This is a genomic window from Magnetospirillum sp. SS-4, assembly GCF_902729425.1.
Taxonomy (GTDB): Bacteria; Pseudomonadota; Alphaproteobacteria; order Rhodospirillales; family Magnetospirillaceae; genus Phaeospirillum.
Map to the genome: position 1 here is coordinate 1 of NZ_CACVCH010000125.1, position 24,328 is coordinate 24,328.

21 protein-coding genes are annotated in these 24,328 nt (G+C 68.2%); 14 read left to right on the top strand and 7 right to left on the bottom strand.

Annotation, left to right across the window (positions count from 1 at the left end):
* The 4 genes from MTBSS4_RS17925 to rpsL form a co-directional block, all read right to left on the bottom strand.
* Positions 1–201 (bottom strand): GTP-binding protein (locus MTBSS4_RS17925; protein ID WP_254432647.1); only part of this gene is annotated, 201 nt, incomplete at its 3' end.
* Between the two features lie 33 nt (positions 202–234).
* Complete coding sequence (fusA, locus tag MTBSS4_RS17930) at positions 235–2,319, bottom strand: elongation factor G (RefSeq protein ID WP_173984740.1); 2,085 nt, start codon at positions 2,317–2,319, stop codon at positions 235–237.
* Positions 2,320–2,340: 21 nt separating this feature from the next.
* Positions 2,341–2,811: a 30S ribosomal protein S7 gene (gene rpsG, locus MTBSS4_RS17935; RefSeq protein WP_173984741.1), complete on the bottom strand. Its 471-nt coding sequence runs from the start codon at positions 2,809–2,811 to the stop codon at positions 2,341–2,343.
* A 12-nt stretch (positions 2,812–2,823) separates the two neighbouring features.
* On the bottom strand, positions 2,824–3,195 hold the full coding sequence (gene rpsL, locus MTBSS4_RS17940) for a 30S ribosomal protein S12 (RefSeq protein WP_008620996.1): 372 nt from the start codon (positions 3,193–3,195) through the stop codon (positions 2,824–2,826).
* Positions 3,196–3,521: 326 nt separating this feature from the next.
* On the opposite strand from rpsL, the gene MTBSS4_RS17945 reads away from it, so the two are divergent.
* Entirely contained in the window at positions 3,522–4,550 is a 1,029-nt protein-coding gene (locus MTBSS4_RS17945) for a transglycosylase SLT domain-containing protein (RefSeq protein ID WP_173984742.1), read from the top strand.
* Positions 4,551–4,559: 9 nt separating this feature from the next.
* Here MTBSS4_RS17945 and MTBSS4_RS17950 read toward each other — a convergent pair whose 3' ends face one another.
* Positions 4,560–6,107, bottom strand: coding sequence for a hypothetical protein (locus MTBSS4_RS17950; protein WP_173984743.1), 1,548 nt, complete (start codon positions 6,105–6,107; stop codon positions 4,560–4,562).
* Between the two features lie 145 nt (positions 6,108–6,252).
* On the opposite strand from MTBSS4_RS17950, the gene MTBSS4_RS17955 reads away from it, so the two are divergent.
* From MTBSS4_RS17955 to ppa, 3 genes are read left to right on the top strand one after another with little or no spacing between them, the layout of a single operon-like run.
* Positions 6,253–7,587, top strand: a complete 1,335-nt coding sequence (locus MTBSS4_RS17955; protein WP_173984744.1) for an AmpG family muropeptide MFS transporter — start codon at positions 6,253–6,255, stop codon at positions 7,585–7,587.
* 58 nt (positions 7,588–7,645) lie between these two features.
* Complete coding sequence (gene ald, locus MTBSS4_RS17960; protein ID WP_173984745.1) at positions 7,646–8,764, top strand: alanine dehydrogenase; 1,119 nt, start codon at positions 7,646–7,648, stop codon at positions 8,762–8,764.
* A gap of 15 nt (positions 8,765–8,779) precedes the next feature.
* Positions 8,780–9,337: an inorganic diphosphatase gene (ppa, locus tag MTBSS4_RS17965; RefSeq protein ID WP_173984746.1), complete on the top strand. Its 558-nt coding sequence runs from the start codon at positions 8,780–8,782 to the stop codon at positions 9,335–9,337.
* Positions 9,338–9,380: 43 nt separating this feature from the next.
* Here the strand turns inward: ppa and MTBSS4_RS17970 are convergent, their stop codons facing one another.
* Together MTBSS4_RS17970 and MTBSS4_RS17975 are read right to left on the bottom strand one after the other, a co-directional pair.
* Positions 9,381–10,148: an NAD kinase gene (locus MTBSS4_RS17970; protein ID WP_173984747.1), complete on the bottom strand. Its 768-nt coding sequence runs from the start codon at positions 10,146–10,148 to the stop codon at positions 9,381–9,383.
* 10 nt (positions 10,149–10,158) lie between these two features.
* Complete coding sequence (locus tag MTBSS4_RS17975) at positions 10,159–10,827, bottom strand: alpha/beta hydrolase (protein WP_173984748.1); 669 nt, start codon at positions 10,825–10,827, stop codon at positions 10,159–10,161.
* An 81-nt stretch (positions 10,828–10,908) separates the two neighbouring features.
* On the opposite strand from MTBSS4_RS17975, the gene gluQRS reads away from it, so the two are divergent.
* The 10 genes from gluQRS to paaG all read left to right on the top strand — a co-directional run bounded on the left by gluQRS (position 10,909) and on the right by paaG (position 24,291).
* On the top strand, positions 10,909–11,766 hold the full coding sequence (gene gluQRS / locus MTBSS4_RS17980; protein WP_173984749.1) for a tRNA glutamyl-Q(34) synthetase GluQRS: 858 nt from the start codon (positions 10,909–10,911) through the stop codon (positions 11,764–11,766).
* A gap of 24 nt (positions 11,767–11,790) precedes the next feature.
* Positions 11,791–13,245 (top strand): NADH-ubiquinone oxidoreductase-F iron-sulfur binding region domain-containing protein, encoded by a 1,455-nt coding sequence (locus tag MTBSS4_RS17985; RefSeq protein WP_173984750.1) that lies wholly within the window; start codon positions 11,791–11,793, stop codon positions 13,243–13,245.
* Positions 13,242–15,899 carry a formate dehydrogenase subunit alpha gene (gene fdhF, locus MTBSS4_RS17990; protein ID WP_173984751.1) on the top strand — a complete coding sequence of 886 codons (2,658 nt, stop codon included), beginning with the start codon at positions 13,242–13,244 and terminating at the stop codon, positions 15,897–15,899. Before MTBSS4_RS17985 ends, fdhF begins: the two co-directional genes overlap by 4 nt.
* Before the next feature lie 64 nt (positions 15,900–15,963).
* Positions 15,964–16,434: a DUF4863 family protein gene (locus tag MTBSS4_RS17995; protein WP_173984752.1), complete on the top strand. Its 471-nt coding sequence runs from the start codon at positions 15,964–15,966 to the stop codon at positions 16,432–16,434.
* Between the two features lies 1 nt (position 16,435).
* Positions 16,436–17,260, top strand: a complete 825-nt coding sequence (locus tag MTBSS4_RS18000; RefSeq protein ID WP_173984753.1) for an alpha/beta fold hydrolase — start codon at positions 16,436–16,438, stop codon at positions 17,258–17,260.
* Between the two features lie 79 nt (positions 17,261–17,339).
* Positions 17,340–18,854 (top strand): 3,4-dehydroadipyl-CoA semialdehyde dehydrogenase, encoded by a 1,515-nt coding sequence (locus MTBSS4_RS18005; RefSeq protein WP_173984754.1) that lies wholly within the window; start codon positions 17,340–17,342, stop codon positions 18,852–18,854.
* Positions 18,855–19,000: 146 nt separating this feature from the next.
* A complete protein-coding gene (gene boxC / locus MTBSS4_RS18010) occupies positions 19,001–20,647 on the top strand; it encodes a 2,3-epoxybenzoyl-CoA dihydrolase (RefSeq protein WP_173984755.1) in 1,647 nt (548 codons plus the stop codon).
* 4 nt (positions 20,648–20,651) lie between these two features.
* Positions 20,652–22,073 carry a benzoyl-CoA 2,3-epoxidase subunit BoxB gene (gene boxB / locus MTBSS4_RS18015; RefSeq protein ID WP_173984756.1) on the top strand — a complete coding sequence of 474 codons (1,422 nt, stop codon included), beginning with the start codon at positions 20,652–20,654 and terminating at the stop codon, positions 22,071–22,073.
* Between the two features lie 145 nt (positions 22,074–22,218).
* Positions 22,219–23,394 (top strand): benzoyl-CoA 2,3-epoxidase subunit BoxA, encoded by a 1,176-nt coding sequence (gene boxA, locus MTBSS4_RS18020; protein WP_173984757.1) that lies wholly within the window; start codon positions 22,219–22,221, stop codon positions 23,392–23,394.
* Between the two features lie 114 nt (positions 23,395–23,508).
* A complete protein-coding gene (gene paaG / locus MTBSS4_RS18025) occupies positions 23,509–24,291 on the top strand; it encodes a 2-(1,2-epoxy-1,2-dihydrophenyl)acetyl-CoA isomerase PaaG (protein ID WP_173984758.1) in 783 nt (260 codons plus the stop codon).
* Positions 24,292–24,328 lie beyond the last annotated feature (37 nt).

Genomic DNA, 24,328 nt, shown 5'->3' on the forward strand with positions numbered 1-24,328 from the left:
GTGCGCCGTCGAGATGGTGATGCCGCGCGCCTTCTCCTCCGGCGCCTTGTCGATCTGGTCGTACGCCGTGAAGGTGGCGCCGCCCGTCTCCGCCAGGATCTTGGTGATCGCCGCGGTCAGCGAGGTCTTGCCGTGATCGACGTGACCAATGGTGCCGACATTGCAGTGCGGCTTGTTGCGCTCGAATTTAGCCTTAGCCATCGTGTCTTACTCCGTCCTCGAATAGCGTCGAACTCAGCCGGCCAGCTTCGCGCGGATCTCATCCGACACGTTCTGCGGCACTTCCGAATAGTGGTCGAAATGCATGGAATACTGCGCCCGGCCCTGGGACATGGAGCGCAGCGTGTTGACATAGCCGAACATGTTGGCCAGCGGCACCATGGCGGTGATGACGCGGGCATTGCCCCGCTGGTCCATGTCGTTGACCTGGCCGCGGCGGCTGTTGAGGTCGCCGATCACGTCGCCCAGGTAATCCTCGGGAGTGACGACCTCGACCTTCATCATCGGTTCGAGCAGCTTGGGAGCGGCCTTGGCGATGCCTTCGCGGAAGGCGGCGCGCGACGCGATTTCGAAGGCCAGCACCGAGGAATCGACGTCGTGATAGGCGCCGTCGGTCAGGGTCGCCTTGAAGTCGATCAGCGGGAAACCGGCGATGACGCCGTTATCCTTGGCCGAACGGATGCCCTTGTCGACGCCCGGCACGTATTCCTTGGGAACCGAGCCGCCGATGACCTTGTTCTCGAAGACGTAACCGGAACCGACCTCGCCGGGCTCGAACCTGATCTTGACGCGGGCGAACTGGCCGGAACCGCCGGTCTGCTTCTTGTGGGTGTAGTCGACCTCGTAGGCCTTGGAGATGGTCTCGCGATAGGCCACCTGGGGAGCGCCCACATTGGCCTCGACCTTGAACTCGCGCTTCATGCGGTCCACCAGGATTTCCAGGTGGAGTTCGCCCATGCCCTTGATCACGGTCTGGCCGGATTCCACGTCGGAGGTGACGCGGAACGACGGGTCCTCGGCGGCCAGGCGGGCCAGGGCGATGCCCATCTTCTCCTGGTCGGCCTTGGACTTGGGCTCCACCGCCACCTCGATGACCGGCTCGGGGAATTCCATGCGCTCCAGCACCACCAGCGAGCTGGGGGTCGGATCGCACAGGGTGTCGCCGGTGGTGGTGTCCTTGAGACCGGCGAAGGCGACGATGTCGCCGGCGCGGGCTTCCTTGATCTCCTCGCGCGAATTGGCGTGCATCAGCAGCATGCGGCCGACGCGCTCGCGCTTGTCCTTCACCGTGTTCTGGATGTAGCTGCCCGATTCGACCACGCCGGAATAGACGCGCACGAAGGTCAGCGAACCGACGAAGGGATCGTTCATGATCTTGAAGGCCAGACCGGCGAACGGTTCGTCGTCGGTGGCGTGCTTGGCGATCTCGTCCTCGGTGCCGTACTTGACGCCCTTGATGGCCGGGATGTCGAGCGGGCAGGGCAGGAAGTCGACCACGGCGTCCAGCAGCGGCTGCACGCCCTTGTTCTTGAAGGCGGAGCCGCACAGGACCGGCACGAAGGTCATCGCGATGGTGCCCTTGCGGATGCAGCGCTTCAGGGTCGCCTCGTCGGGCTCGTTGCCCTCCAGATAGGCTTCCATGGCCTCGTCGTCCATCTCGACCGCGGTCTCGATGAGCTGCTTGCGGTATTCGGCGGCCTTCTCGGCCAGATCAGCCGGAATCGGGCGATCCTCGAACTCGGCGCCCAGGCTCTCGTCCTTCCAGATCACCGCGGTGTTGCGCACCAGGTCGACCAGGCCGGCATAGTTGCTTTCCTCGCCGATCGGCAGGTGCAGCACCAGCGGCCGGGCGCCCAGGCGGTCGACGATCATGTCGACGCAGCGGTAGAAGTTGGCGCCGATGCGGTCCATCTTGTTGACGAAGCAGATGCGCGGCACGCCGTACTTGTCGGCCTGGCGCCACACCGTCTCGGATTGCGGCTCGACGCCGGCCACCGAGTCGAACACGGTGACGGCGCCGTCGAGCACGCGGAGCGAACGCTCCACCTCGATGGTGAAGTCGACGTGGCCGGGGGTGTCGATGATGTTGACGCGGTGATCGCGCCAGAACGCGGTGGTCGCGGCCGACGTGATGGTGATGCCGCGCTCCTGCTCCTGCTCCATCCAGTCCATGGTGGCGGTGCCTTCGTGCACTTCGCCGATCTTGTAGGACTTGCCGGTGTAGTAGAGGATACGCTCGGTGGTCGTGGTCTTGCCGGCGTCAATATGAGCCATGATGCCGATATTGCGATACCGGTCGAGGGGCGTCGTGCGGGCCATGAATTTACTCGATTCTCGATGTTACCAACGGTAGTGCGAGAAGGCCTTGTTGGCCTCCGCCATGCGGTGCGTGTCCTCGCGCTTCTTCACGGAGGCACCGCGGTTGTTGGCGGCATCCAGCAATTCGCCCGACAGGCGGTCGATCATGGTGGTCTCGGACCGCTTGCGCGAATACTCGATCAGCCAGCGGATCGCCAGCGCCTGACGGCGGTCGGTCCGGACTTCGACCGGAACCTGGTAGGTGGCGCCGCCGACGCGGCGGGACCGGACTTCCAGGGCCGGCTTGACGTTGTCCAGTGCCTCGTGGAACACCTTCAGCGGGTCCTGGCCGGACTTGGCCTGGATCTTGTCCAGGGCGCCGTAGACGATGGCCTCGGCGGCGGACTTCTTGCCGTCCAGCATCAGGCAGTTCATGAACTTGGCGACGACAAAGTCGCCAAACTTGGCGTCGGGGGTGATTTCGCGCTTTTCAGCGGCGTGACGACGGGACATCTGGTGAACTCCTTACTTCGGACGCTTGGCGCCGTACTTCGAACGACGCTGACGGCGGTCCTTGACGCCCTGGGTATCCAGAGTGCCGCGAATAATGTGGTAGCGAACGCCGGGCAGATCCTTCACGCGGCCGCCGCGGATCATCACAACCGAGTGTTCCTGGAGGTTGTGACCTTCGCCGGGAATGTAGCTGGTGACCTCGAAACCGTTGGTCAGGCGCACGCGGGCGACCTTACGCAGCGCCGAGTTCGGCTTCTTCGGCGTCGTGGTGTAGACGCGGGTGCACACGCCGCGCTTCTGCGGGCAGGCCTCCATGGCGGGCACCTTGTTGCGCGCCGCCACGGGCTGGCGCGGCTTACGGATCAATTGATTGATCGTGGGCATTCAGTCACTTTCCCTTCACACGAATCGACGCAACCAAGAAAAAACCCGCCGGTAGCCTTTCCACCGGGGTTTCTTTCGGGTTCCAGTCGCCGACCCGTTCGGCGTTGAAATTGTGGTTCGCACATCACGGAGCGACCGCCACCAAGCCGACGCCTGAGAACGGTCCCCCCGAGGAAGGCGGCATCCTATTTATCCACCGCCCCCCCGTCAAGAGAAAGAGTCGCCCCGCCCGAGCCCCCTCGCCGCCAATTCCGGCCGGCGACGAGTCGGGTCTTGGTAACCTTTATCTGCTACGATGCCTGCATCCGTCGAAGACGAGGCGTCCCATGCAGACCCCCACCGCCGACATCGTCCGCACCGACCAGTCCGAACCCGCCCGCCCGGGCCGCGTGGTTTCCGGCATCCGCGAGGCCGCCGCCCGCACCGGCGTCTCGTTCGATTACCTGCTGGCGCAGGCCACCCAGGAAAGCGGGCTGGACCCCCACGCCCGCAACGCCAAGTCCTCGGCATCGGGACTGTTCCAGTTCACCGCGTCGACCTGGATGGACATGGTGCGCCGCCATGGCGCCCGGCATGGCCTGGAGGCCGAGGCCGCCGCCATCGTCAAGGGCGCCAACGGCCGCCTGGACGTCGCCGACAAGGCGGCCCGCAAGGCCATCTTGGACCTGCGCAAGGACCCCGGGCTGTCGTCGCTGATGGCGGCCGAATACGCCAGGGACAACGCCCGGGTGCTGGAGCGCCGGCTGGGCCGGGCCGCCACCGCCTCCGACCTTTATCTCGCCCATTTCCTGGGAGCCGGCGGCGCCGCCCGCGTCATCGAGGGCAAGGAGGACAATCCCCGCCATTCCGCCCGGACCCTGCTGCCCGAGGCGGCGCGGGCCAATCCCGAGATATTCCGCAAGGCCACGACCGTCGCCGGCCTTTACGACAAGGTGCAGGCCCGCTTCATGAGCGCGATGCCCGACGGCGCCGACGCCTCCCGCCCGGCGCTGAGCCGCCGCGTCGATCTGGCGGCGATACGCCCCCTGCCCCGTCCGGAAACCGCGGACCAGGACGCCCACCGGCAAAGCGCCCGTTCCGACACCCCGCCCCTGCCCCCGGTTCCGCCCGGCAAGGCGATGCCCGCCTCGGACACCCCCACCGCCCAGGCCATGGCCCGGGTCGCCAGCGCCGCCGCCGCCGAGATCGGGGCGGCCTTGCCGGCCGCCGCCTTCGCGACCGCCATCCAGCCGGACAGCCCGTTCTTCCCGGTCGCGATACCGCCGGCCCCTTCCTCGGTCCGCCAGGGACCGAACGTCGATTCCCTGACCATGCGGGCGGTGATCCAGGCGATGGATTCCGACAAGGACGTCTGAGCGGGACGGCTATTCGTCGAGCCAGTGGGGATCGATGCCCTTGCGGGCCTTGCGGGCCTCGGCCAGCTTGCGCACATGGGCCAGATTCTTGGCCGCCACCTTGGCCGGCCCCCTGGCGCCATGGGCCTGGAACACCTCCAGCGCCGCCCCCAGCACCCCCTCGGCCTCGGCCAGATGGGCCGTGCTGCCCTCGCTGTGGCGGTCGATCATGAACAGGGCGGACCCCAGGGTGTTCTGGGTCGCCGCCCAGGCCAGCGGACCGCGCTCGCGGGTGCGGATCTCCAGCACGGAATGACAGGCGTCGACCGCCCGCTTCAGCACCTCGACGCTCTTGGCCTGATCGCCGTAGACCTCCAGCACCTGGGCGACGGTATGCATGATGTCGGCCCAGCGCTGCGGCGTCTCGGTGCGGGAGTAGACCTGAAGCGTCGCCTGGAGCGCCTGGAGCGATTCGCGCAGCAATTCGGTCTGGCCGGTCAGCAGGTCCAGCCGGTACAGCCCCACCCCCAGCCGCACCTGGGCCGAGGCCCATTCCTGCGGCATCAGGGCGCGCGGCAAGGTCTCGACCGCCTGACGCCATTCCTTGATCGCCTCTTCCCACAGCGGCGCGGCGCCGGTCTTCTCGCGCTCGGCCTTGGCGGCCAGGGCGGCGGCGATGTGCTTGTGCAGCAGGCCGGCCTCCCAGCCGGGATCGGCGCGGCCCAGCCGGCGCTGGGCCTGGCGGTAGGCGTTGACCGCCTTGTCCAGCCAGGAAGCGGCCTCGGCCGGAGGGACGGCAAGGGCGGCGGCGGTGGCCACATGACCGAACACCAGTTGGACCGAGCGCTGCTGCGGCATGCTCATCTGCACCGGCGGCTTGGCCGCCAGGGCCTCGGCGGCGGCGGCGGCGGCGGGAAGGTGTCGGCGCAGCGCCGAGCGCTGGGTCTCGGTGACGGGATCGAGGGCGGCCAGGATGGCGGCGTACAGAAGGTTTCCGGCCGGCTCGGAGAAATCCTTGGGAAGCTCCACCCGGGTGGAGGGGCCGAAGGCGGCGGCGCGCTCGTCGTCGGTGGTGGCGGTGGCGAGGCGCAGGCGATAGCCCTCCTTGCCGAAATCCCCCCACACCAGCAGGTCGGCATCCTCCTCGGCCACGGCGTGGCGGGTGTTCAGCACCACCGAGGACACCAGCGAAGGGTCCTCCAGATTGTCCAGGTGGAATACCTTGCCCAGGGCCTTGACCTTGAGGGTTGGCCGCGCCGTCAGCGCCTGGTTGAGATAGCCGGCGGCGGCGCCGTCGGCGTCGCCGACCAGGGCGGCCACGATGATGGTGAAGGCCGGCGGCTCGATTCCGGCGGCGGCGGGAGCCGGAGACGACGACGGGGCGGCGGCCGGCCTGGCCCGGAACAGGCCGGCGATCATCTCCAGCAGACCGCCGCTCCTGGCCGAGGCCGGATCGGGAGCGGCCGCCGGTGCCGAGGCCGGAGCCGAAGGCACGCCGCCGCCGCCACGCGGCGCCATCAGGTCGCGGGCGCGGCGCAGGCGTTCGGCCTTCTTGTCGTTGTCCTCGGCGGTTGCCATGCCCCAACCCTATACGGCACCGCCGCGCCAACGGCAACTGGTCTGGCGTCCGGAACCGGGGCATTTGCCACTGGACGGAGGCGGCGACATCATCTAGTGGTCATGATGCGCGTCGCGATCAATCCTTTGCAAACAGGATGGCTCCATGACCGGCTGGGCTTCATCCTTCGCCGCCTACCTGGATCGGCGGGTGATGATGGTGCTGCTGCTGGGATTTTCCAGCGGCCTGCCCTTGCTGTTGACCTTTTCCACCTTGTCGGCCTGGCTGAAGGGGGAAGGCATCTCGCGCACCGCCATCGGCATCTTCGCCCTGGTGGGCACCCCCTACGCCCTGAAATTCCTGTGGTCGCCCCTGATCGACCGGCTGCCTCTGCCCATCCTGACCCGCGCGCTGGGACGCCGGCGCGGCTGGGGGGTGCTGATCCAGGTATTGCTGATCGTCACCATCCTGGCGCTGGGGGCCACCGATCCGGTCGAGCACTTGTGGCTGACCGCCTCGCTGGCGGTAATGGTGGCCTTCCTGTCGGCCAGCCAGGATATCGTCATCGACGCCTACCGGGTCGAGATTCTCGATTCCGGCCAGCAGGGGCCGGGAGCCGGGGCGGTGCAGACCGGCTATCGTCTGGCCATGCTGGCCGCTGGCGCCAGCGCCTTGCTGGTGGCCTCGCAATGGGGATGGTTCGCCGCCTACGCCACCATGGCGGCACTGCTGTCGGTGGGGCTGGTCACCCTGCTGCTGGGGCCGGAGCCCGAAATCAAGGTCTCGGCCGCCACCCTGGAGCGCGAGCGCAAGGCCGCCGAATTCCTGAACACTCGCCCCCATATGAAGGGTGCCAGGGCCAAGGTGGTGGCGTGGCTGTACGGCGCCGTGGTCTGCCCCTTCGCCGACATCATGTCGCGGCCGGGCTGGCTGGCGGTACTGCTGTTCGTCATCGGCTACAAGATGGGCGAGGCCATGGCCGGCGCCATGGCCAACACCTTATATATCGAAATGGGCTTCGGGCTGGACGAGATCGCCTATGTCAGCAAGGTCTTCGGCTTCGGCGCCACCATCCTCGGCACCCTGATCGGCGGCGCCCTGGTGGCGCGTCTCGGGGTGATGCGGGCGCTGCTGATCTTCGGAATCCTGCAATCGCTGGGCAATCTGTTCTATGTGGTCCAGGCGCTGGCCGGACACAATGTCTGGGCGCTGGCGGTGTGCGTCTTCGCCGAGAACCTGACCGCCGGCATGGCCGGATCGGCCCTGGTCGCCTATATCTCGGGCCTGTGCAACGTCGCCTACACCGCCACTCAATACGCCCTGCTGTCGTCGCTGACCGCCGTCGGCCGCACCCTGTTCGCCTCCACCAGCGGCAAGCTGGCCGACATGCTGGGCTGGGTGGATTTTTTCCTGATGACCACGGTGATCACCGTGCCGGCGCTGCTGCTGCTGCCATGGCTGATGCGCCAGCAGGAGAGAGTTGCGCCGGAGACGGGTTGAAACCCGGCCCCCAAGGGGTCATGCTTGACCCAGGAATCATTCCAAAGGCCATATGTCCATGCGGCTGGGCGTTCCCAGGGAGATCAAGACGCACGAATACCGGGTCGGGCTGACTCCGGGTTCGGTGCGCGAACTGGCCCATCGCGGCCATCGGGTGGTGGTGGAGACCGGGGCCGGCGACGGCATCGGCTGTTCCGATGCCGCCTATCTGGCCGCCGGAGCCGAAATCGCCGGAACCGGCGCCGAGGTGTTCGCCGCCGCCGATCTGGTGGTCAAGGTCAAGGAGCCCCAGCCCTCGGAATTTCCGCTGCTGCGCGACGGCCAGATCCTGTTCACCTATCTGCATCTGGCCCCCGACCCTGCCCAGACCCGTGCCCTGGTGGAATCGGGCATCAGCGCCATCGCCTACGAAACCGTCACCGATGCCGCCGGACGGCTGCCGCTACTGGCGCCCATGTCCGAGGTGGCCGGGCGCATGTCGATCCAGGTCGGCGCCCATTGCCTGGAAAAGGAGCAAGGCGGCGCCGGCGTGCTGCTGGGCGGCGTGCCCGGGGTGGCGCCGGCCAAGGTGGTGGTGCTGGGCGGCGGCGTGGTCGGGTCCAACGCCACCCGCATGGCGGTCGGCCTGGGCGCCCGCGTCGTGGTGCTCGACCGCTCGCTGGCCCGGCTCGCCCATATCGACGAATTGCTGCTGAACACGGTGGAAACCGCCTACGCCACCATGGACAACATCGAGCACCACGTACTGGAGGCCGACCTGCTGGTCGGCGCCGTGCTGGTACCGGGCGCGGCGGCTCCGAAACTGGTCAGCCGCCAGATGGTGGCGGCCATGCGCAAGGGCTCGGTGCTGGTGGACGTGGCCATCGACCAGGGCGGCTGTTTCGAGACGTCGCGGCCCACCACCCACGCCGCGCCCACCTTCGTGGCGGAAGGCATGGTGCATTACTGCGTCACCAACATGCCGGGCGCGGTGGCACGGACCTCGGCCTTCGCGCTCAACAACGCCACGCTTCCCTTCGTGCTGGCCCTGGCCGACAAGGGCCTTGCCGGCGCGCTGTCCGAGGACCCGCATTTCCGCGCGGGCCTCAACGTTCATCGCGGCCACGTCACCCATGCGGCGGTGGCCCGCGACCTGGGCTATGCCTTCACGGCGCCGGAGAGCGCCCTTTCTGACTAGGGATACACAGCAGACATGGACATCAAGAAGATTCCCATCGGCAAGAACCCGCCCCGCGACGTCAACGTGATCATCGAAATTCCGTTGCGCGGCGATCCGGTCAAGTACGAGGTGGACAAGGAATCGGGCGCCATGTACGTGGACCGCTTCCTCAACACCGCCATGCATTACCCGGTGAATTACGGCTTCGTGCCCCACACCTTGTCCGAGGACGGCGATCCGGTCGACGTCATGGTGGTGGGCAGCGTGCCGGTGGCGGTGGGCGCGGTGATGCGCTCGCGCCCCATCGGGGTGCTGCTGATGGAGGACGAGGCCGGCATGGACGAGAAGATCCTGGCGGTTCCCCACACCAAGCTGCATCCGTTCTACGACGGCGTCACCACCTACGAGGATCTGCCCAAGATCCTGGTACAGCAGATCGAACACTTCTTCGTCCACTACAAGGACCTGGAAGTGGGCAAGTGGGTGCAGTTGAAGGGCTGGGGCGGGCCGGAGAAGGCCGCCGCCATCATTCAGGAATCCATCGACCGCGCCGCCGCCGCCAAGCCCAAACCCAAGCCCCGGAAGAAGTAGGACAGGCTCCCATCCCGGCGGACAGCCCCGCCGGGATGGGAGATCACGGCAGGAACTGCTCGGCGATGATGCGTTCCTCCAGATTGTGCTCGGGGTCGAACAGCAGCGCCAGATCGATGGAACGGTCCTCGCGCACCTCGACCTCGGCCACGTCGCGCACCTCGGTGTAGTCGGCGACGGCGCTGACCGGACGCTTGGCCGCTTCCCGCACCTCGAAGATCACGGTGGCGGTATGGGGCAGCAAGGCGCCGCGCCAGCGCCTGGGCCGGAACGGGCTGATGGGGGTCAGGGCGGTGATGCCGGCCCCCAGCGGAATGATCGGACCGTGGGCCGACAGGTTGTAGGCGGTGCTGCCGGCCGGGGTGGACAGCAAGATGCCGTCGCAGGCCAGTTCGTCCAGCCGCACCTTGCCGTCGATGCGGATGCGCAGCTTGGCGGCCTGCCGGGTTTCGCGCAACAGCGACACCTCGTTCATGGCCAGGGCCTCGACCTGCTCGCCCTGGCTGGTGCGGGCGATCATGCGCAGCGGATGCAAGATCACCTTCTGGGCGCGCGACAGCCGCTCGATCAGGCCGTGCTCGCGGAAGCTGTTCATCAGGAAGCCCACCGTTCCCCGGTTCATGCCATAGATGGGAATGCGGCGGCCGACGAAACGGTGCAGCGTCTCCAGCATGAAGCCGTCGCCGCCCAGCGCCACCACCAGATCGGCCCGGTCCGGGTCCACATGGTCGTAGCGGCTCTCCAGCCGACGCATGGCCGCCTGGGCGGCGTCGGATTCGGCGGCGACGAAGGCGACGGAGGAAAAGGTCATGGCGGCCCCGTCACAATCCGAAGGTCTGGCCCAGGAATTTCAGCGCCAGCTTGGCGCCGGGACCATCGATGCCGTGACCGAGGCCGGGGCGCAGTTCGGTCAGCACCGGCACCCCCACCGCGGCCAGCGCCCGCTCGGCGGTGGGCAGGCTGGCGGGGTTGACCACCTCGTCATCCTCGCCGTGGATCAGCAGCACCCTCGGCCTGGCGGAAATCTCGCCGGCCAGCGAGGCGGCGTCCACCAGGGCGCCGGAAAAGCCCACCACCGCCGCCGGCGGCCGGGGACGGCGCAGCGCCACATGCAGCGCCATCATGGTGCCCTGGCTGAATCCCACCAGCGCCATGTCGGCGTCGGCCACGCCCCACAAGGCCAGTTGCTCGTCGAGATAGGCGTTCAAGAGCGGCGCGGTGCGGCGCACCCCCTCGGCGATGACGCTGGCGGTCCGGTCCTGGAGGCTGAACCACTGGCGGCCGAAAGGCGCCATGTCGAATTCCTGGGGCGCGTCGGGAGCGACGAAGGCGGCATCGGGCAGGATGTTGGCGAAGAATGGCGCCAGGTCGATCAGGTCGCCGCCATCGACCCCGACCCCGTGCAGCAGCACCACCAGTTGCGCCGCCGGCCCGCCCGAGGCGGGTTCGACGCAAGGACCGGTCAGGGTGGATTCTGGCTTGGGGGGCATGGGGGCTCCTGGAGAATTCGAACTGATCGGCCACTATGATATGGTCGCGTCGCTTACACCAACTCTAACATTGCGATTGCCGTGATCGTCACCCGATTCGCCCCCAGCCCGACCGGCGAGCTTCACCTCGGCCACGCCCATTCCGCCTTGTTCGCCCACGGCGAGGCCATGCGGGCCGGCGGACGGTTCCTGCTGCGCATAGAAGATATCGACCAGAGCCGCTGCCGCCCGGAATTCGCCGATTCCATCCTGGCCGACCTGGCGTGGCTGGGACTGGACTGGGAAAAGCCGGTGCGCCGCCAGTCCGACCATTTCGACGATTACCGCGCCGCCCTGGAACGGCTGGAGGCGGCCGGCCTGCTTTACCCCTGCTTTTGCACCCGCAAGGACATCGTCCAGGCCGGCAACGCCCCCCACGGACCGGACGGACCGGTCTATCCCGGCATTTGCCGCCCCCTGTCGGCAGCGGAACGGCATGACCGCATCCAATCCGGCATCGCCTACGCCCTGCGCCTCGACATGACGGCGGCCACGGAGCGCGTCGGCGCGCTGAACTGGCACGACCGCGCGGCGGGATGGGTGGAGGCGCGGCCCGACCTGTTCGGCGATGTGGTGCTGGCCAGGAAGGACACCCCCACCAGCTATCATCTGGCCGTCACCGTCGACGACGCGGCGCAGGGGGTGACGCTGGTGACGCGGGGAGAGGACCTGTTCGCCGCCACCCATGTCCATCGCTTGCTTCAGGCGCTGCTGGGCCTGCCGGTGCCGGACCATGCCCACCATCGCCTGCTGACCGATGCCGAGGGCCGGCGCTACGCCAAGCGCGACCGTTCGCTGACGCTGCGCGCCCTGCGGGAAGCCGGTGCGTCGCCCGCCCGAGTGCGGGACATGGCCGGCATGGGTGAGGCCTTCCGCCTGGGTCGCGGCGATGCCATTTAACGAAATACCAGCCCCGGAGAGCCCATGCCGCCCCGTGATCTGCTGATCGAACGCCTGCACGACCTCCAGGACCGCCATGGCGGGCTGTATCCCCGCGATCTCGATGCGCTGGCGGCGGAGTTCGCCCTGGCGCCGTCCGAGGTGTTCGAGACCGCCAGCTTCTACGCCCATTTCCGCCTGCTGAAGGAGGACGAGGCACCGCCGGCAGCGGTGGTCCGGGTCTGTCGCGGCCCGGCCTGCGAGATGCGGGGCGCGGCGATCGTGGCGTGCGACTGGGCGGCCAAGGCCCATGTCGAGGATCACCCCTGCCTGGGACGCTGCGACCACGCCCCGGCGATCCTGGTGGAGACCCCGCGGACGGCAACCGCCTCCGGCCATGGCTATCTCCTGCTCGGCCGCTGCCGTTCAGGCGGCCTGAACCGCGAGGCGGCGCAGGCCGAGCTGGAGGCCGCCGGCCTGCGCGGCATGGGTGGCGCCGGCTTTCCCACCGCCCGCAAATGGCGGACGGTGGCGGGGCATCCGGGACCGCGCTTCGTGGTGGTCAATGCCGACGAGGGCGAGCCCGGCACCTTCAAGGACCGTCATTTCCTCGAAACCGCCCCGGCCCGCGTGCTGGAGGGCGCCCTGATCGCCGCCTGGGTGGTGGAGGCCGAGGCGGTCTATCTCTATCTGCGGGACGAATACCCCCATATCCGCGCACAGTTGATGGCCGAGATCGCGGCGCTGCCGCCGGGGCTGCCGCCGGTTCACCTGCGGCGCGGCGCCGGCGCCTATGTCTGCGGCGAGGAATCGGCGCTGATCGAAAGCCTGGAGGGCAAGCGCGGCCTGCCGCGCCAGCGCCCGCCCTATGTGGCCGAGGCCGGGCTGTTCGGCCGCCCCACCCTGGTCAACAATGTCGAGACGCTCTACTGGGTGTGCGAGATTCTCGACAAGGGGGCTGCGTGGTTCGCCGACCACGGCCGCCACGGCCATTCGGGGCTCCGCGCCTATTCGGTGTCGGGCCGGGTGAAGCATCCCGGCGTCAGGATCGCCCCCAACGGCATCACCATCACCGAGCTGATCGACGAATTCTGCGGCGGCATGGAGGACGGGCACAGCCTTGCCGCCTATCTGCCCGGCGGCGCCTCGGGCGGTTTCCTGCCGGCCCACATCACCCCGCCGCTGGCGTTCGGCGCCATCGAGGACCATGGCGGCTTCATCGGTTCGGCCGCGGTGACGGTGTTTTCCCAGGCCGACGATCTTAGGGCGGCGGCGGCCGGCCTCGCCCGCTTCTTCGCCCACGAAAGCTGCGGCCAGTGCACGCCGTGCCGGCTGGGAACGGCGCGGGCGGCGGAGATTCTGGACCGGCCGGACTGGGACATTGACCTGCTGGGCGAGCTTGCCCATGTGATGCGCGAGGCATCCATCTGCGGTCTGGGCCAGGCGGCCCCCAATGTCTGGCAAAGTCTGGTCCGCCATTTCCCCGAGGTGGTCCGATGACCCGCTTCACCCTTGACGGCGCCGAGGTCGAGGCCCAACCCGGCGAGACCATCTGGGCGGTGTCCAAGCGCCTGGGCCGGCTGATTCCCCATCTCTGCCACGGCGACCGCGACGGCTTGAACGCCGACGGCAATTGCCGCGCCTGCGTCGTCGCCATCGAGGGCGAGCGCGCCCTGGCGCCGTCCTGCCGCCGTCTCCCCACCGCCGGCATGGTGGTCTCGACCAATGCCGAGCGGGAAGACAAGGCGCGGCGGATGGTGTTCGAGCTGCTGTGGGCGGACCAGCCCGAGGACAGCCATTTCCGCCGCATGGCGACGCGGGCCGGGGTGACGGGCAGCCGCTTCACCCCCGCCCCGGCGATCCCCGAGGACCGCAGCCACCCCGCCATCGCGGTCAGGCTGGATGCCTGCATCCACTGCACCCTTTGCCTGCGCGCCTGCCGCGATATCCAGGGCAACGACGTCATCGGCATGAAGGGGCGGGGCGGCAGCCAGCGCATCGTGTTCGACCAGGACATGCCCATGGGGCGAAGCTCCTGCGTCGGCTGCGGCGAATGCGTCCAGGCCTGCCCCACCGGCGCCCTGCTGCCGGCCTCCAACCGCCTTGCCAAACGGGCGGTGGACAGTTTGTGCCCCTATTGCGGGGTGGGCTGCCGGGTGCGCTACCACGTCGACGGCGATTCCATCGCGCGGGCGGAAGGCCTGGATGGCGAGGCCAACCACTTCCGCCTCTGCGTCAAGGGCCGCTTCGGCTTCGATTACGGCCGCCATCGCCACCGTTTGACCAAGCCGCTGATCCGCAAGGCGGGCGCGCCGAAGGAGCCGCTCGACCCCGCCGACCCGCTTTCCCATTTCCGCGAGGCCAGTTGGGACGAGGCGCTGGATTTCGCCGCCGCCGGGCTGCGGCGGTTGAGGGACAACCAACAACTGGCCGGATTGGGGTCGGCCAAGGGCTCCAACGAGGAGGCCTATCTGTTCCAGAAGCTGGTGCGCGCCGGCTTTCGCACCAACAACGTCGATCATTGCACCCGGCTGTGCCATGCCTCGTCGGTGGCGGCGCTGCTGGAAGGCATCGGCTCGGGCGCCGTCACCGCCCCGGTGGCCGAGGTCGCCAACGCCGAGGTCATCCTGGTGATCGGCGCCAATCCCACCGCCAATCATCCGGTGGCGGCCAGCTTCATCAAGAACGCGGTCAGGACCGGCGCCCGGCTGGTGGTGATCGACCCCAGGGGCCAAGCGTTGGACCGCTTCGCCGCCCATTCCCTGCGCTTCACGTCGGGGACCGACGTGGCGCTGCTCAACGCCATGCTGCATGTGATCGTGGCGGAAGGCCTGCACGACGCCGATTTCGTCGCATCGCGCACCACCGGCTTCGAGGCGCTGGCCGAGCACGTCATGGCCTATGCCCCCGACGCCATGGCGCCCCTGTGCGGCATCGAAGCCGACACCATCCGCGAGGTGGCCCGGCTGTTCGCCAAGGCCGGCTCGGCCATGATCCTGTGGGGCATGGGGGTGTCGCAGCACAGCCACGGCACCGACAATGTCCGCGCCCTGATCGCGCTCGCCCTGCTGTGCGGCCATGTGGGCAAGCCCGGCAGCGGCCTGCACCCCTTGCGCGGCCAGAACAACGTCCAGGGCGCGTCCGATGCCGGCCTGATCCCGATGATGCTGCCCGATTACCGCCGAGTCGGCGATGACGGGCACCGCCATCGGTTCGAGGCCACCTGGGGCGTCGAATTGGACCCCAATCCCGGACTGACCGTGGTCGAGATGATGCACGCCGCCCTGGCCGGTCGAATCAGGGGCATGTACGTGATGGGCGAGAATCCCGCCATGTCGGACCCCGACCTTGCCCATGCCCGCGCCGCCCTGGCCAAGCTGGAACATCTGGTGGTCCAGGACATCTTCCTGACCGAGACCGCCATGCTGGCCGACGTGGTTCTGCCGGCCGGCGTCTTCGCCGAGAAGACCGGAACCTTCACCAACACCGACCGCCATGTCCAGATGGGGCGCCAGGTGTTGAGCCCACCCGGCGACGCCCGCCAGGATCTGTGGATCATCCAGGAGATCGCCCGCCGTCTGGGGCTGGCCTGGGATTACGACGGCCCCGCCGCCGTGTTCGCCGAAATGGCGGCGCTGATGCCGTCGCTGGCCGGCATCACCTGGGACCGGCTGGAGACCGAGGGCGGCCTTACCTATCCCGCCGGCAAGGCCATCCTGTTCGGCGAGAGCTTTCCCACCGATGACGGCAAGGCCCGTCTGGTGCCGGCCTCGGGCATCGCGCCGGCCGAGCTGGCCGACGCCGATTATCCCTTCATCCTCACCACCGGCCGGGTGCTGGAGCACTGGCACACCGGCTCCATGACCCGGCGCTCGGCGGTGCTGGACGCGCTCAGGCCCGAGGCCGAGATCACCGTCAATCCCGACGACCTGCGGGCGCTGGGCATCGCCGAGGGGGGGATGGCGCGCATGGAAAGCCGGCGCGGCGCGATCGAGGCCATGGCCCGCGCCGACGCCCGCCTGCCCCGCGGACTGGTGTTCATGGCCTTCTGCTATGGCGAGGCCGCCGCCAATATGCTCACCAATCCGGTGCTGGACCCGGTCGCCAAGATTCCGGAACTGAAGGTATCCGCCGTGCGCCTTCATGCATTATAATGCTTCTAAGGTCGGGGTGCGCGGTGCTATAGTGCATTAAATCAAACCGACAGGAGCATCCGCCGTGTCCAAATCCGCATTCCAGGCGCTGGTGGCGCAGGTGACCTCGGCCATCGCCGGCCGGCCGGTGAATTCCGATCTGCGCGGCCTGCTTCAGACGACGTTTCCGCCCGAGGGCGAGGTGTTCCGGGCCATCGAGGCCGCCTGCCGCCAGGGGGTGACGGACGGCTGGATGTGCGAGCGGGAACATGGCGGCATCCGCTACGGCCGGGTGGTGGAGGCCTGCCCCGAACTGGCGGGCTATTCCATCGACGTGGTTCACATGACCGACGTGGCCGGGCCGCATCACCGCCACCCCGAGGGCGAGATCGACATGGTGATGCCGATTTCCGCCACCGCCCAGTTCGACGGCTCGCCCCGGGGCTGGGTGGTCTACGGCCCCGACAGCGCCCACCGGCCGACGGTGACCGGCGGAACCGCGCTGGTGCTTTACCTGCTGCCGGGCGGCAAGATCGACTTCACCCGGACCAAGTAGCATGTGGCGCGACCACACCCACGGCCGGATCGATCTGGGCGACCAGTTCCTGGAATACAAATGGCTGCATCCCACGGCGGCGGGACGGCCCACCCTGATGCTGCTGCACGAGGGTCTGGGCTGCGTCGCCATCTGGAAAGGCTTTCCCGAAAGGCTGGCCGAGGCCACCGGCTGCGGCGTGTTCGTCTATTCCCGCGCCGGCTACGGCAAGTCCTCTCCGGTGACGGTGCCGCGCCCCCTCACCTACATGCATCACGAGGGGCTCGACGTGCTGCCCCGGCTGCTGGCCCATCTGGGCCTGGGCGACGTGGTGCTGGTCGGCCATTCCGACGGCGCGTCCATCAGCCTGATCCATGCCGGCGGCACCCCGGCCGAGACGGTGCGGGGGGTGGTGGCGATGGCGCCCCATGTGATGAACGAGGAGGTCTGCGTCGCCTCCATCCGGCTGGCCAGGACCGCCTATCAGACCGGCGATCTGCGATCCCGCCTGCTGCCGCTGCACCACGACAACGTGGATTGCGCCTTCTGGGGCTGGAACCACGCATGGCTCGATCCCGATTTCATGCGCTGGAACCTGGAGGAATACCTGCCCGGCATCCGGGTGCCGCTGATGGTCATCCAGGGCCGCGACGACGAATACGGCTCGTCGGTTCAATACGAGTCCATCCGCGCCAAGGCCGGGGCCGGGGCCGAGGTGGTGCTGTTGGACCATTGCCGCCACTCGCCCCACAAGGACCAGCCCGAGGCGGTCCTGGCCGCCATCACCCGCTATGTCGTGTCCATTTCCGTCGCCTCACCCTTCGAGACGCTTCGCTCCTCAGGATGAGGCCCGTCAAACTACCTCATCCTGAGGAGGCCCGCATGGGCCGTCTCGAAGGATGAAGCCACCACAAGGAACCTCTCCCATGATCAGACTGCAAAGCTACCTCGCCGGCCGCTGGCAGGATGGAACCGGCCCCGGAACCCCGCTGACCGACCCGGCCACCGGCGAGGTGATCGCCACCGCGTCGGGCGACGGCCTCGACATGGCCGAGGCGCTGGAGCACGGCCGATCCAGGGGCGGACCGGCACTCCGCGCCCTGACCTTCGCCGGCCGCGCCGGGCTGATCAACGCCCTGGCCGGCGTGCTGGCCGAGAACCGCGAGCGCTATAACGCCATCGCCCAGGCCAATTCCGGCAACAGCCCCGGCGACGCCGTGCTGGACGTGGACGGCGGCATCGGCACCCTGAAATATTACGCCTCGCTGGGGCGCAAGCTGGGCGAGATTCATACCCTGGCCGAGACCGGCATGGACCAGTTGTCCAAGGACGAGAACTTCCGCGTCCTGCATCTGTGGACCACCATCCGCGGTGTGGCGGTGCATATCAACGCCTTCAACTTCCCGTCCTGGGGGTTGTGGGAAAAGGCGGCGGTCAGCCTGCTGGCGGGAGTGCCCTTCCTGGCCAAGCCCGCCACCGCCACCTGCTGGCTGGCCCAGGAGATGGTCAAGGATATCGTTGCCGCCAAGGTGCTGCCCGACGGCGCGATCTCGCTGCTGTGCGGCGGCGGCCGCGACCTGATGGACCATCTAAGGCCCGGCGACGTGGTCGCCTTCACCGGTTCGGCCGATACCGCCCTGATGCTGCGCTCGCATCCCAATGTGCTGGCATCCAACATCCGCTTCGCGGTGGAGGCCGATTCCCTGAACCTCTGCGCCCTGGGGCCGGATGCCGGGCCGGAGAGCGCCGAATTCGCCGCCTTCATCAAGGCCGTCACCCAGGAAATGACCGTCAAGGCCGGCCAGAAATGCACCGCCATCCGCCGCATCCTGGTGCCCCGCGACCGGGTCGGGGCGGTGACCGGGGCGCTGGCCGCGGCGCTGGCCGATATCCGGGTGGGGCCGCTGGTCAGCGCCGCCCAGGTCCAGGCGGCACTGGACGGACTGGCGAAACTGACGGCCGAGGCCCGGGTGGTGGCGGGCGGCGGTCCGCCGTCCGGCCGCATCCTGCCGGCCACCTTGCTGCTGTGCGACCAGCCCGAGACCGCCACGGCGGTCCACGAGGTCGAGGTGTTCGGCCCCGTCGCCACCCTGATGCCCTATGATTCGGTGGATCAGGCCATCGCCCTGGCGCTGAAGGGCGGCGGCTCGCTGGCCGCCTCGGTGTTCTCGGGCGATGGCGGCTTCACCGCCGCCTTCGTGCCCGCCATCGCCACCGCCCATGGCCGCGTCCTGGTGGTGGATGCCCAGGTGGCCTCCAGCCATACCGGCCACGGCGTGGTGATGCCCCAGTGCGTCCACGGCGGCCCCGGCCGGGCCGGCGGCGGCGAGGAACTGGGCGGCCTGCGCGGCCTGCGCTTCTACATGCAGCGCACCGCCGTCCAGGGCAACAGGGCGACGCTGGAATCCCTGGCGGCGGCTTCGGCTTCGGTGGCCTTGTAGCGGCGGCACCGGCCGACCACATGCACGGGAGTTCATGAAAATACGCAATCCAGCACTGGATTGCGTATTTTAGAACTGGTCAAAGTCGGATTTCTGCACTATAGTGCATAAAGTCACTTCCCACCCCGAACCCGATTGGCAGGCCCATGATCGACTTTCAGACATCCCCGGATCGCTACAGGCACTGGAAGCTGTCGTTCGACGGCCCGGTCGCCACCCTGACCATGGACGTTGACCCGGCCAGCACCCTGGCGCCGGGCTACGAGCTCAAGATGAATTCCTACGACCTCGGCGTCGACATCGAGCTGTACGACGCCGTCCAGCGCCTGCGCTTCGAGCATCCCGAGGTGCGCGCCGTGGTGATGGCGTCGGCCAATCCCAAGATCTTCTGCGCCGGCGCCAACATCAAGATGCTGGGGGTCTCGTCGCACGGCCACAAGGTCAATTTCTGCAAGTTCACCAACGAGACCAGGAATTCCATCGAGGACGCCACCGAGAACTCGCGCCAGAAATACCTGTGCGCGGTCAGCGGCACGGCGGCCGGCGGCGGCTACGAACTGGCGCTCGCCACCGACTGGATCATGATGGTCGACGACGGCAACACGGCGGTGTCGCTGCCCGAGGTGCCGCTGCTGGCGGTGCTGCCCGGCACCGGCGGCCTGACCCGCGTGGTGGACAAGCGCAAGGTGCGCCGCGATCTGGCCGACATCTTCTGTTCCATCGAGGAGGGCGTGAAGGGCAAGCGCGCCGTGGAATGGCGGCTGGTGGACGAGGTCATTCCGTCCTCGGCCTTCAAGGACGCGGTCCGCAAGCGGGCCGAGGCCATGGCCGCCACCTCGGACCGTCCCGGCGGCAAGGGCGTCACGCTCGACCATCCCGCCCGCGCCATCTCGGACGAGGCGGTCAGCTATCCCCATGTCCACATCACCTTCGACCGCGGCAACCGTTGCGCCCACATCACCATCAGGGGGCCGGGCGCCGACGCTCCCGCCGACGCCGCCGGCATCCACGCCCAGGGCGTCGGGTTCTGGCCGCTGGCCCTGGCCCGCGAGCTGGACGACGCCATTCTTCACCTGCGCGCCAACGAGACATCGCTGGCCAGCTGGGTGATCCGCGCCGAGGGCGATGCCGATCTGGTGACGGGCTATGACGCGCTGTTGCAGAAGACCCAGGACGACTGGCTGTCCCGCGAGATCCTGCTGTACTGGAAGCGGACGCTGAAGCGCCTGGACGTCACCTCGCGCACCCTTTACGCCCTGGTGGAACCGGGATCGTGCTTCGCCGGAATGCTGGCCGAAATCCTGTTCGCGGTGGACCGCTCCTACATGCTGGACGGAACCTTCGAGGGCGACGACCGGCCGGCCGCCACCATCCGCCTGTCGGCGCTGAACTTCGACGGCCTGCCCATGGGCAACGGCATCTCGCGCATCGCCACCCGCTTCCTGGGCGAGCCCGACACCGTCGGCAAGGCCAGGGACACCATCGGCCGGGACCTGGACGCCGCCGCCTGCGCCGCGCTGGGTCTGGTCACCGCCACCCCCGACGACATCGACTGGGAGGACGAGATCCGGCTGACGATCGAGGAACGCGCCAGCTTCTCGCCCGATTCGCTGACCGGCATGGAGGCCAATCTCCGCTTCGCCGGCCCCGAGACCATGGAAACCAAGATCTTCGGCCGCCTGACCGCCTGGCAGAACTGGATATTCCAGCGCCCCAACGCCGTCGGCGACAACGGCGCCCTCAAGCTCTACGGCACCGGCAAACGCGCCGCCTATAATCAGGAAAGGGTGTAGTCCAATGTCCTCCATCGATTACGCGGACAAGATCCCCAACAACGTCAATCTGTCCGAGGACAGGAAGCTTCAGCGCGCCCTGGAATCCTGGCAGCCCCATTACATCGACTGGTGGAAGGAGATGGGGCCGGAAGGCACCTCGACCTCCGAGATCTACCTGCGCACCGCCATTTCCGCCGAGCCCGACGGCTGGGCCCAGTTCGGCCATGTGAAGATGGAGGATTACCGCTGGGGCATCTTCCTGGCGCCGCCGGAAAAGGACCGCAAGGTCAATTTCGGCGCCCACAAGGGCGAGGCCGCCTGGCAGGAGGTGCCCGGCGAATACCGGTCCATGCTGCGCCGCCTGATCACCGTGCAGGGCGATACCGAGCCGGCCTCGGTCGAGCAGCAGCGCCTGCTGGGCCAGTGCTGCCCGTCGCTTTACGACCTCCGGAACCTGTTCCAGGTCAATGTCGAGGAAGGCCGCCATCTGTGGGCCATGGTCTACCTGCTGCACGCCTATTTCGGCCGCGACGGCCGCGAGGAGGCCGAGGAGATGCTGGCGCGGCGCTCGGGCGATCCCGACAAGCCCCGCATCCTGGGCGCCTTCAATGAAAAGACCGCCGACTGGCTGGCCTTCTTCATGTTCACCTTCATCACCGACCGCGACGGCAAGTACCAGTTGTGCGCCCTGGCCGAATCCGGCTTCGATCCGCTGTCGCGGTCCTGCCGCTTCATGCTGACCGAGGAAGCCCACCACATGTTCGTGGGCGAATCCGGGGTGGGGCGCATCATCGAGCGCGCCTGCCAGGTCATGAAGGAGAACCGCACCGACGATGTCCGGAAGTTCGGCGTCATCGACTTGCCCACCATCCAGCGCTACCTCAACTTCCATTACTCGGTGACGTCGGACCTTTACGGCGCCGAGGTCTCCACCAACGCCGCCACCTCCTACAACATGGGGCTGAAGGGCCGGTTCGAGGAGACCAAGATCGCCGACGACCACCAGTTGGAGCACACCACCTATTCGGTGCTGCATCCGGTCAGTGGTGGCTTCCAGCCCATCGAGGTCCCGGCGCTGAACGCCCTGAACGAGCGCCTGCGCCTCGACTGGGCCGAGGACGTGGCCAAGGGCGTCGAGCGCTGGAACAAGATCATCGCCAAGCACGGCATCGACTTCCGCCTGACCCTGCCGCATCTGGCCTTCAACCGCGCCATCGGCCACTTCTCCGACATCGCGGTCGATCCCCAGGGCAAGGTGATCAGCCGGGAAGAGTTCGAGCGCCGCCGCGACGAATGGCTGCCGTCGGCCGCCGATCTGGCCTATGTCCAGTCGCTGATGGGCGGCGCGGTGCACAAGCCCGGCCAGTTCGCCAACTGGATCGCGCCGCCGCCGCGCGGCATCAACAACCAGCCGGTGGACTTCGAATACGTGCGGTTCGCGTGATTTCCCCTCTCCCGCTTGCGGGAGAGGGTGGTGAGCGAAGCGAGACGGGTGAGGGCTTGCGGCACAGGCCCTCACCCTCCCACCGCCAGATGGCGGCGGGTCCCTCCCTCTCCCACGAGCGGGAGAGGGTAAGAGCGAGGCGGCCATGGAACTCAGACGTCAGCACTTGATCGACCCGGTGGTCTGCATCCGCTGCAACACCTGCCAGGAAGCCTGTCCGGTCGGCGCCATCACCCACGACGCCAACAATTACGTGGTGTCGTTCGACAAGTGCGAAAGCTGTCGCGCCTGCGTCTCGCCGTGCCCGACCGGGGCCATCGACAACTGGCTGCTGGTGGACCGGCCCTGGACCATCGACGAACAGTTCGGCTGGGAGGAACTGCCCGAATCCATGCCCAGCCACGGCGCCACCATCGTCGAGACCCCGTCCGAGGTCTCGACCCTGCTGGATGCGGCCACCACGGCCACCGGCGGCAAGGCCCCGGCCCCGGCCAGCGCCCCCCAGCCCTTCACCAACGTCTATTCGCGCGAAACCCCGGTGACGGCGCGGGTGGCCGGCAACATGCGCATCACCGACGCGGGGGCCGAATCCGACATCCGCCATGTGGTGCTGGATTTCCAGGCCAACGCCTTTCCGGTGCTGGAAGGCCAGAGCATCGGCATCCTGCCGCCGGGTACCGACGACAAGGGCCGCCCCCACAACATCCGGCTCTATTCCGTGGCCAGCCCCAGGGAAGGCGAGCGGTCCGGCTACAACAACCTGGCGCTGACGGTGAAGCGGGTGCCGGGCGGCGTCGGCTCCAACTATGTCTGCGACCTCAGGAAGGACGACGAGGTCCGGGTGGTGGGGCCGTTCGGGGAATCCTTCCTGATGCCCGACGATCCCGACTCCAACATCGTCATGATCTGCACCGGCACCGGCTCGGCGCCGTTCCGCGCCATGACCGAGCGCCGGCGGCGCAACCACCCCGACGCGCCGGGGCGGCTGATGCTGTTCTTCGGCGCCCGCTCACCCGGGGAACTGCCTTATTTCGGGCCGCTGATGAAGCTGCCCAAGAGCCTGATCGACGTCAACCTGGCCTTTTCGCGGGTTCCCGACCAGCCCAGACAATACGTCCAGGACAAGCTGCGCGAGCGCAGCGCCGATCTGGCGGTCCTGCTGCGTTCGGCCGCCACCCACATCTTCATCTGCGGTCTCAAGGGAATGGAGCAGGGCTGCGACGAGGCCTTCGCCGACATCTGCCGGCTGAACGGCCTCGACTGGGCCTCCTTGCGCGAAATCATGCGGCGGGAAGGGCGCTATCATGTCGAAACGTATTGATTTCCCCATCCTTCGAGACGGCCCTGACGGGCCTCCTCAGGATGAGGGCAGGGGCTTGTGCTTTTTCGCCCTCGTCCTGAGGAGCGAAGCATCTCGAAGGGCGGGGGCGGCCTCATGACCACCATTCTTGCCGAGACCACCGACGGGGTGACCACCATCACCCTCAACCGGCCGGACAAGCTGAACTGCTTCAACGCCGCCATGCATGACGAACTCCGCGCCGCCATCGCGGCGGCGGCGGCCAATGGTTCGCGCTGCCTGGTGCTGACCGGGGCCGGCCGCGCCTTCTGCGCCGGCCAGGATCTGGCCGACCGGGTACGGGGACCGGATGACCCGCCGCCCGACCTGGGGGCGTCGCTCGATGCCCGCTACAACCCGCTGATCCGGGCGCTTTCGGCCCTGGAGATGCCGGTGGTCTGCGCCGTCAACGGCATCGCCGCCGGAGCCGGGGCCAATCTGGCCCTGGCCGCCGACATCGTGGTCGCCGCCCGCTCGGCCAGTTTCGTCCAGAGCTTCTGCAAGGTCGGGCTGATCCCCGATTCCGGCGGCACCTGGACCCTGCCGCGTCTGGTGGGCCGGGCCCGCGCCACCGCCCTGATGATGCTGGGCGACAAGGTCGGCGCCGAGCAGGCCGAGGCCTGGGGAATGATCTGGCGCTGCGTCGACGACGACCAGCTGATGCCGCTGGTCTCGGCCATGGCCCGCCACCTGGCCCAGCAACCGACCCGGGGCCTCGCCCTGACCCGGCGGGCGCTGGCGGCCTCGGGCCGCAACGGCCTCGACGCCCAACTGGACCTGGAGCGCGATCTTCAGGCCGAGGCCGGCCGCACCCTCGATTACCGCGAAGGCGTCGCCGCCTTCATGGAAAAGCGCCCGCCCCGCTTCGAGGGCCGGTGATTTTTTGATGCATCGTTCCTACATCTAAGTGGAATGA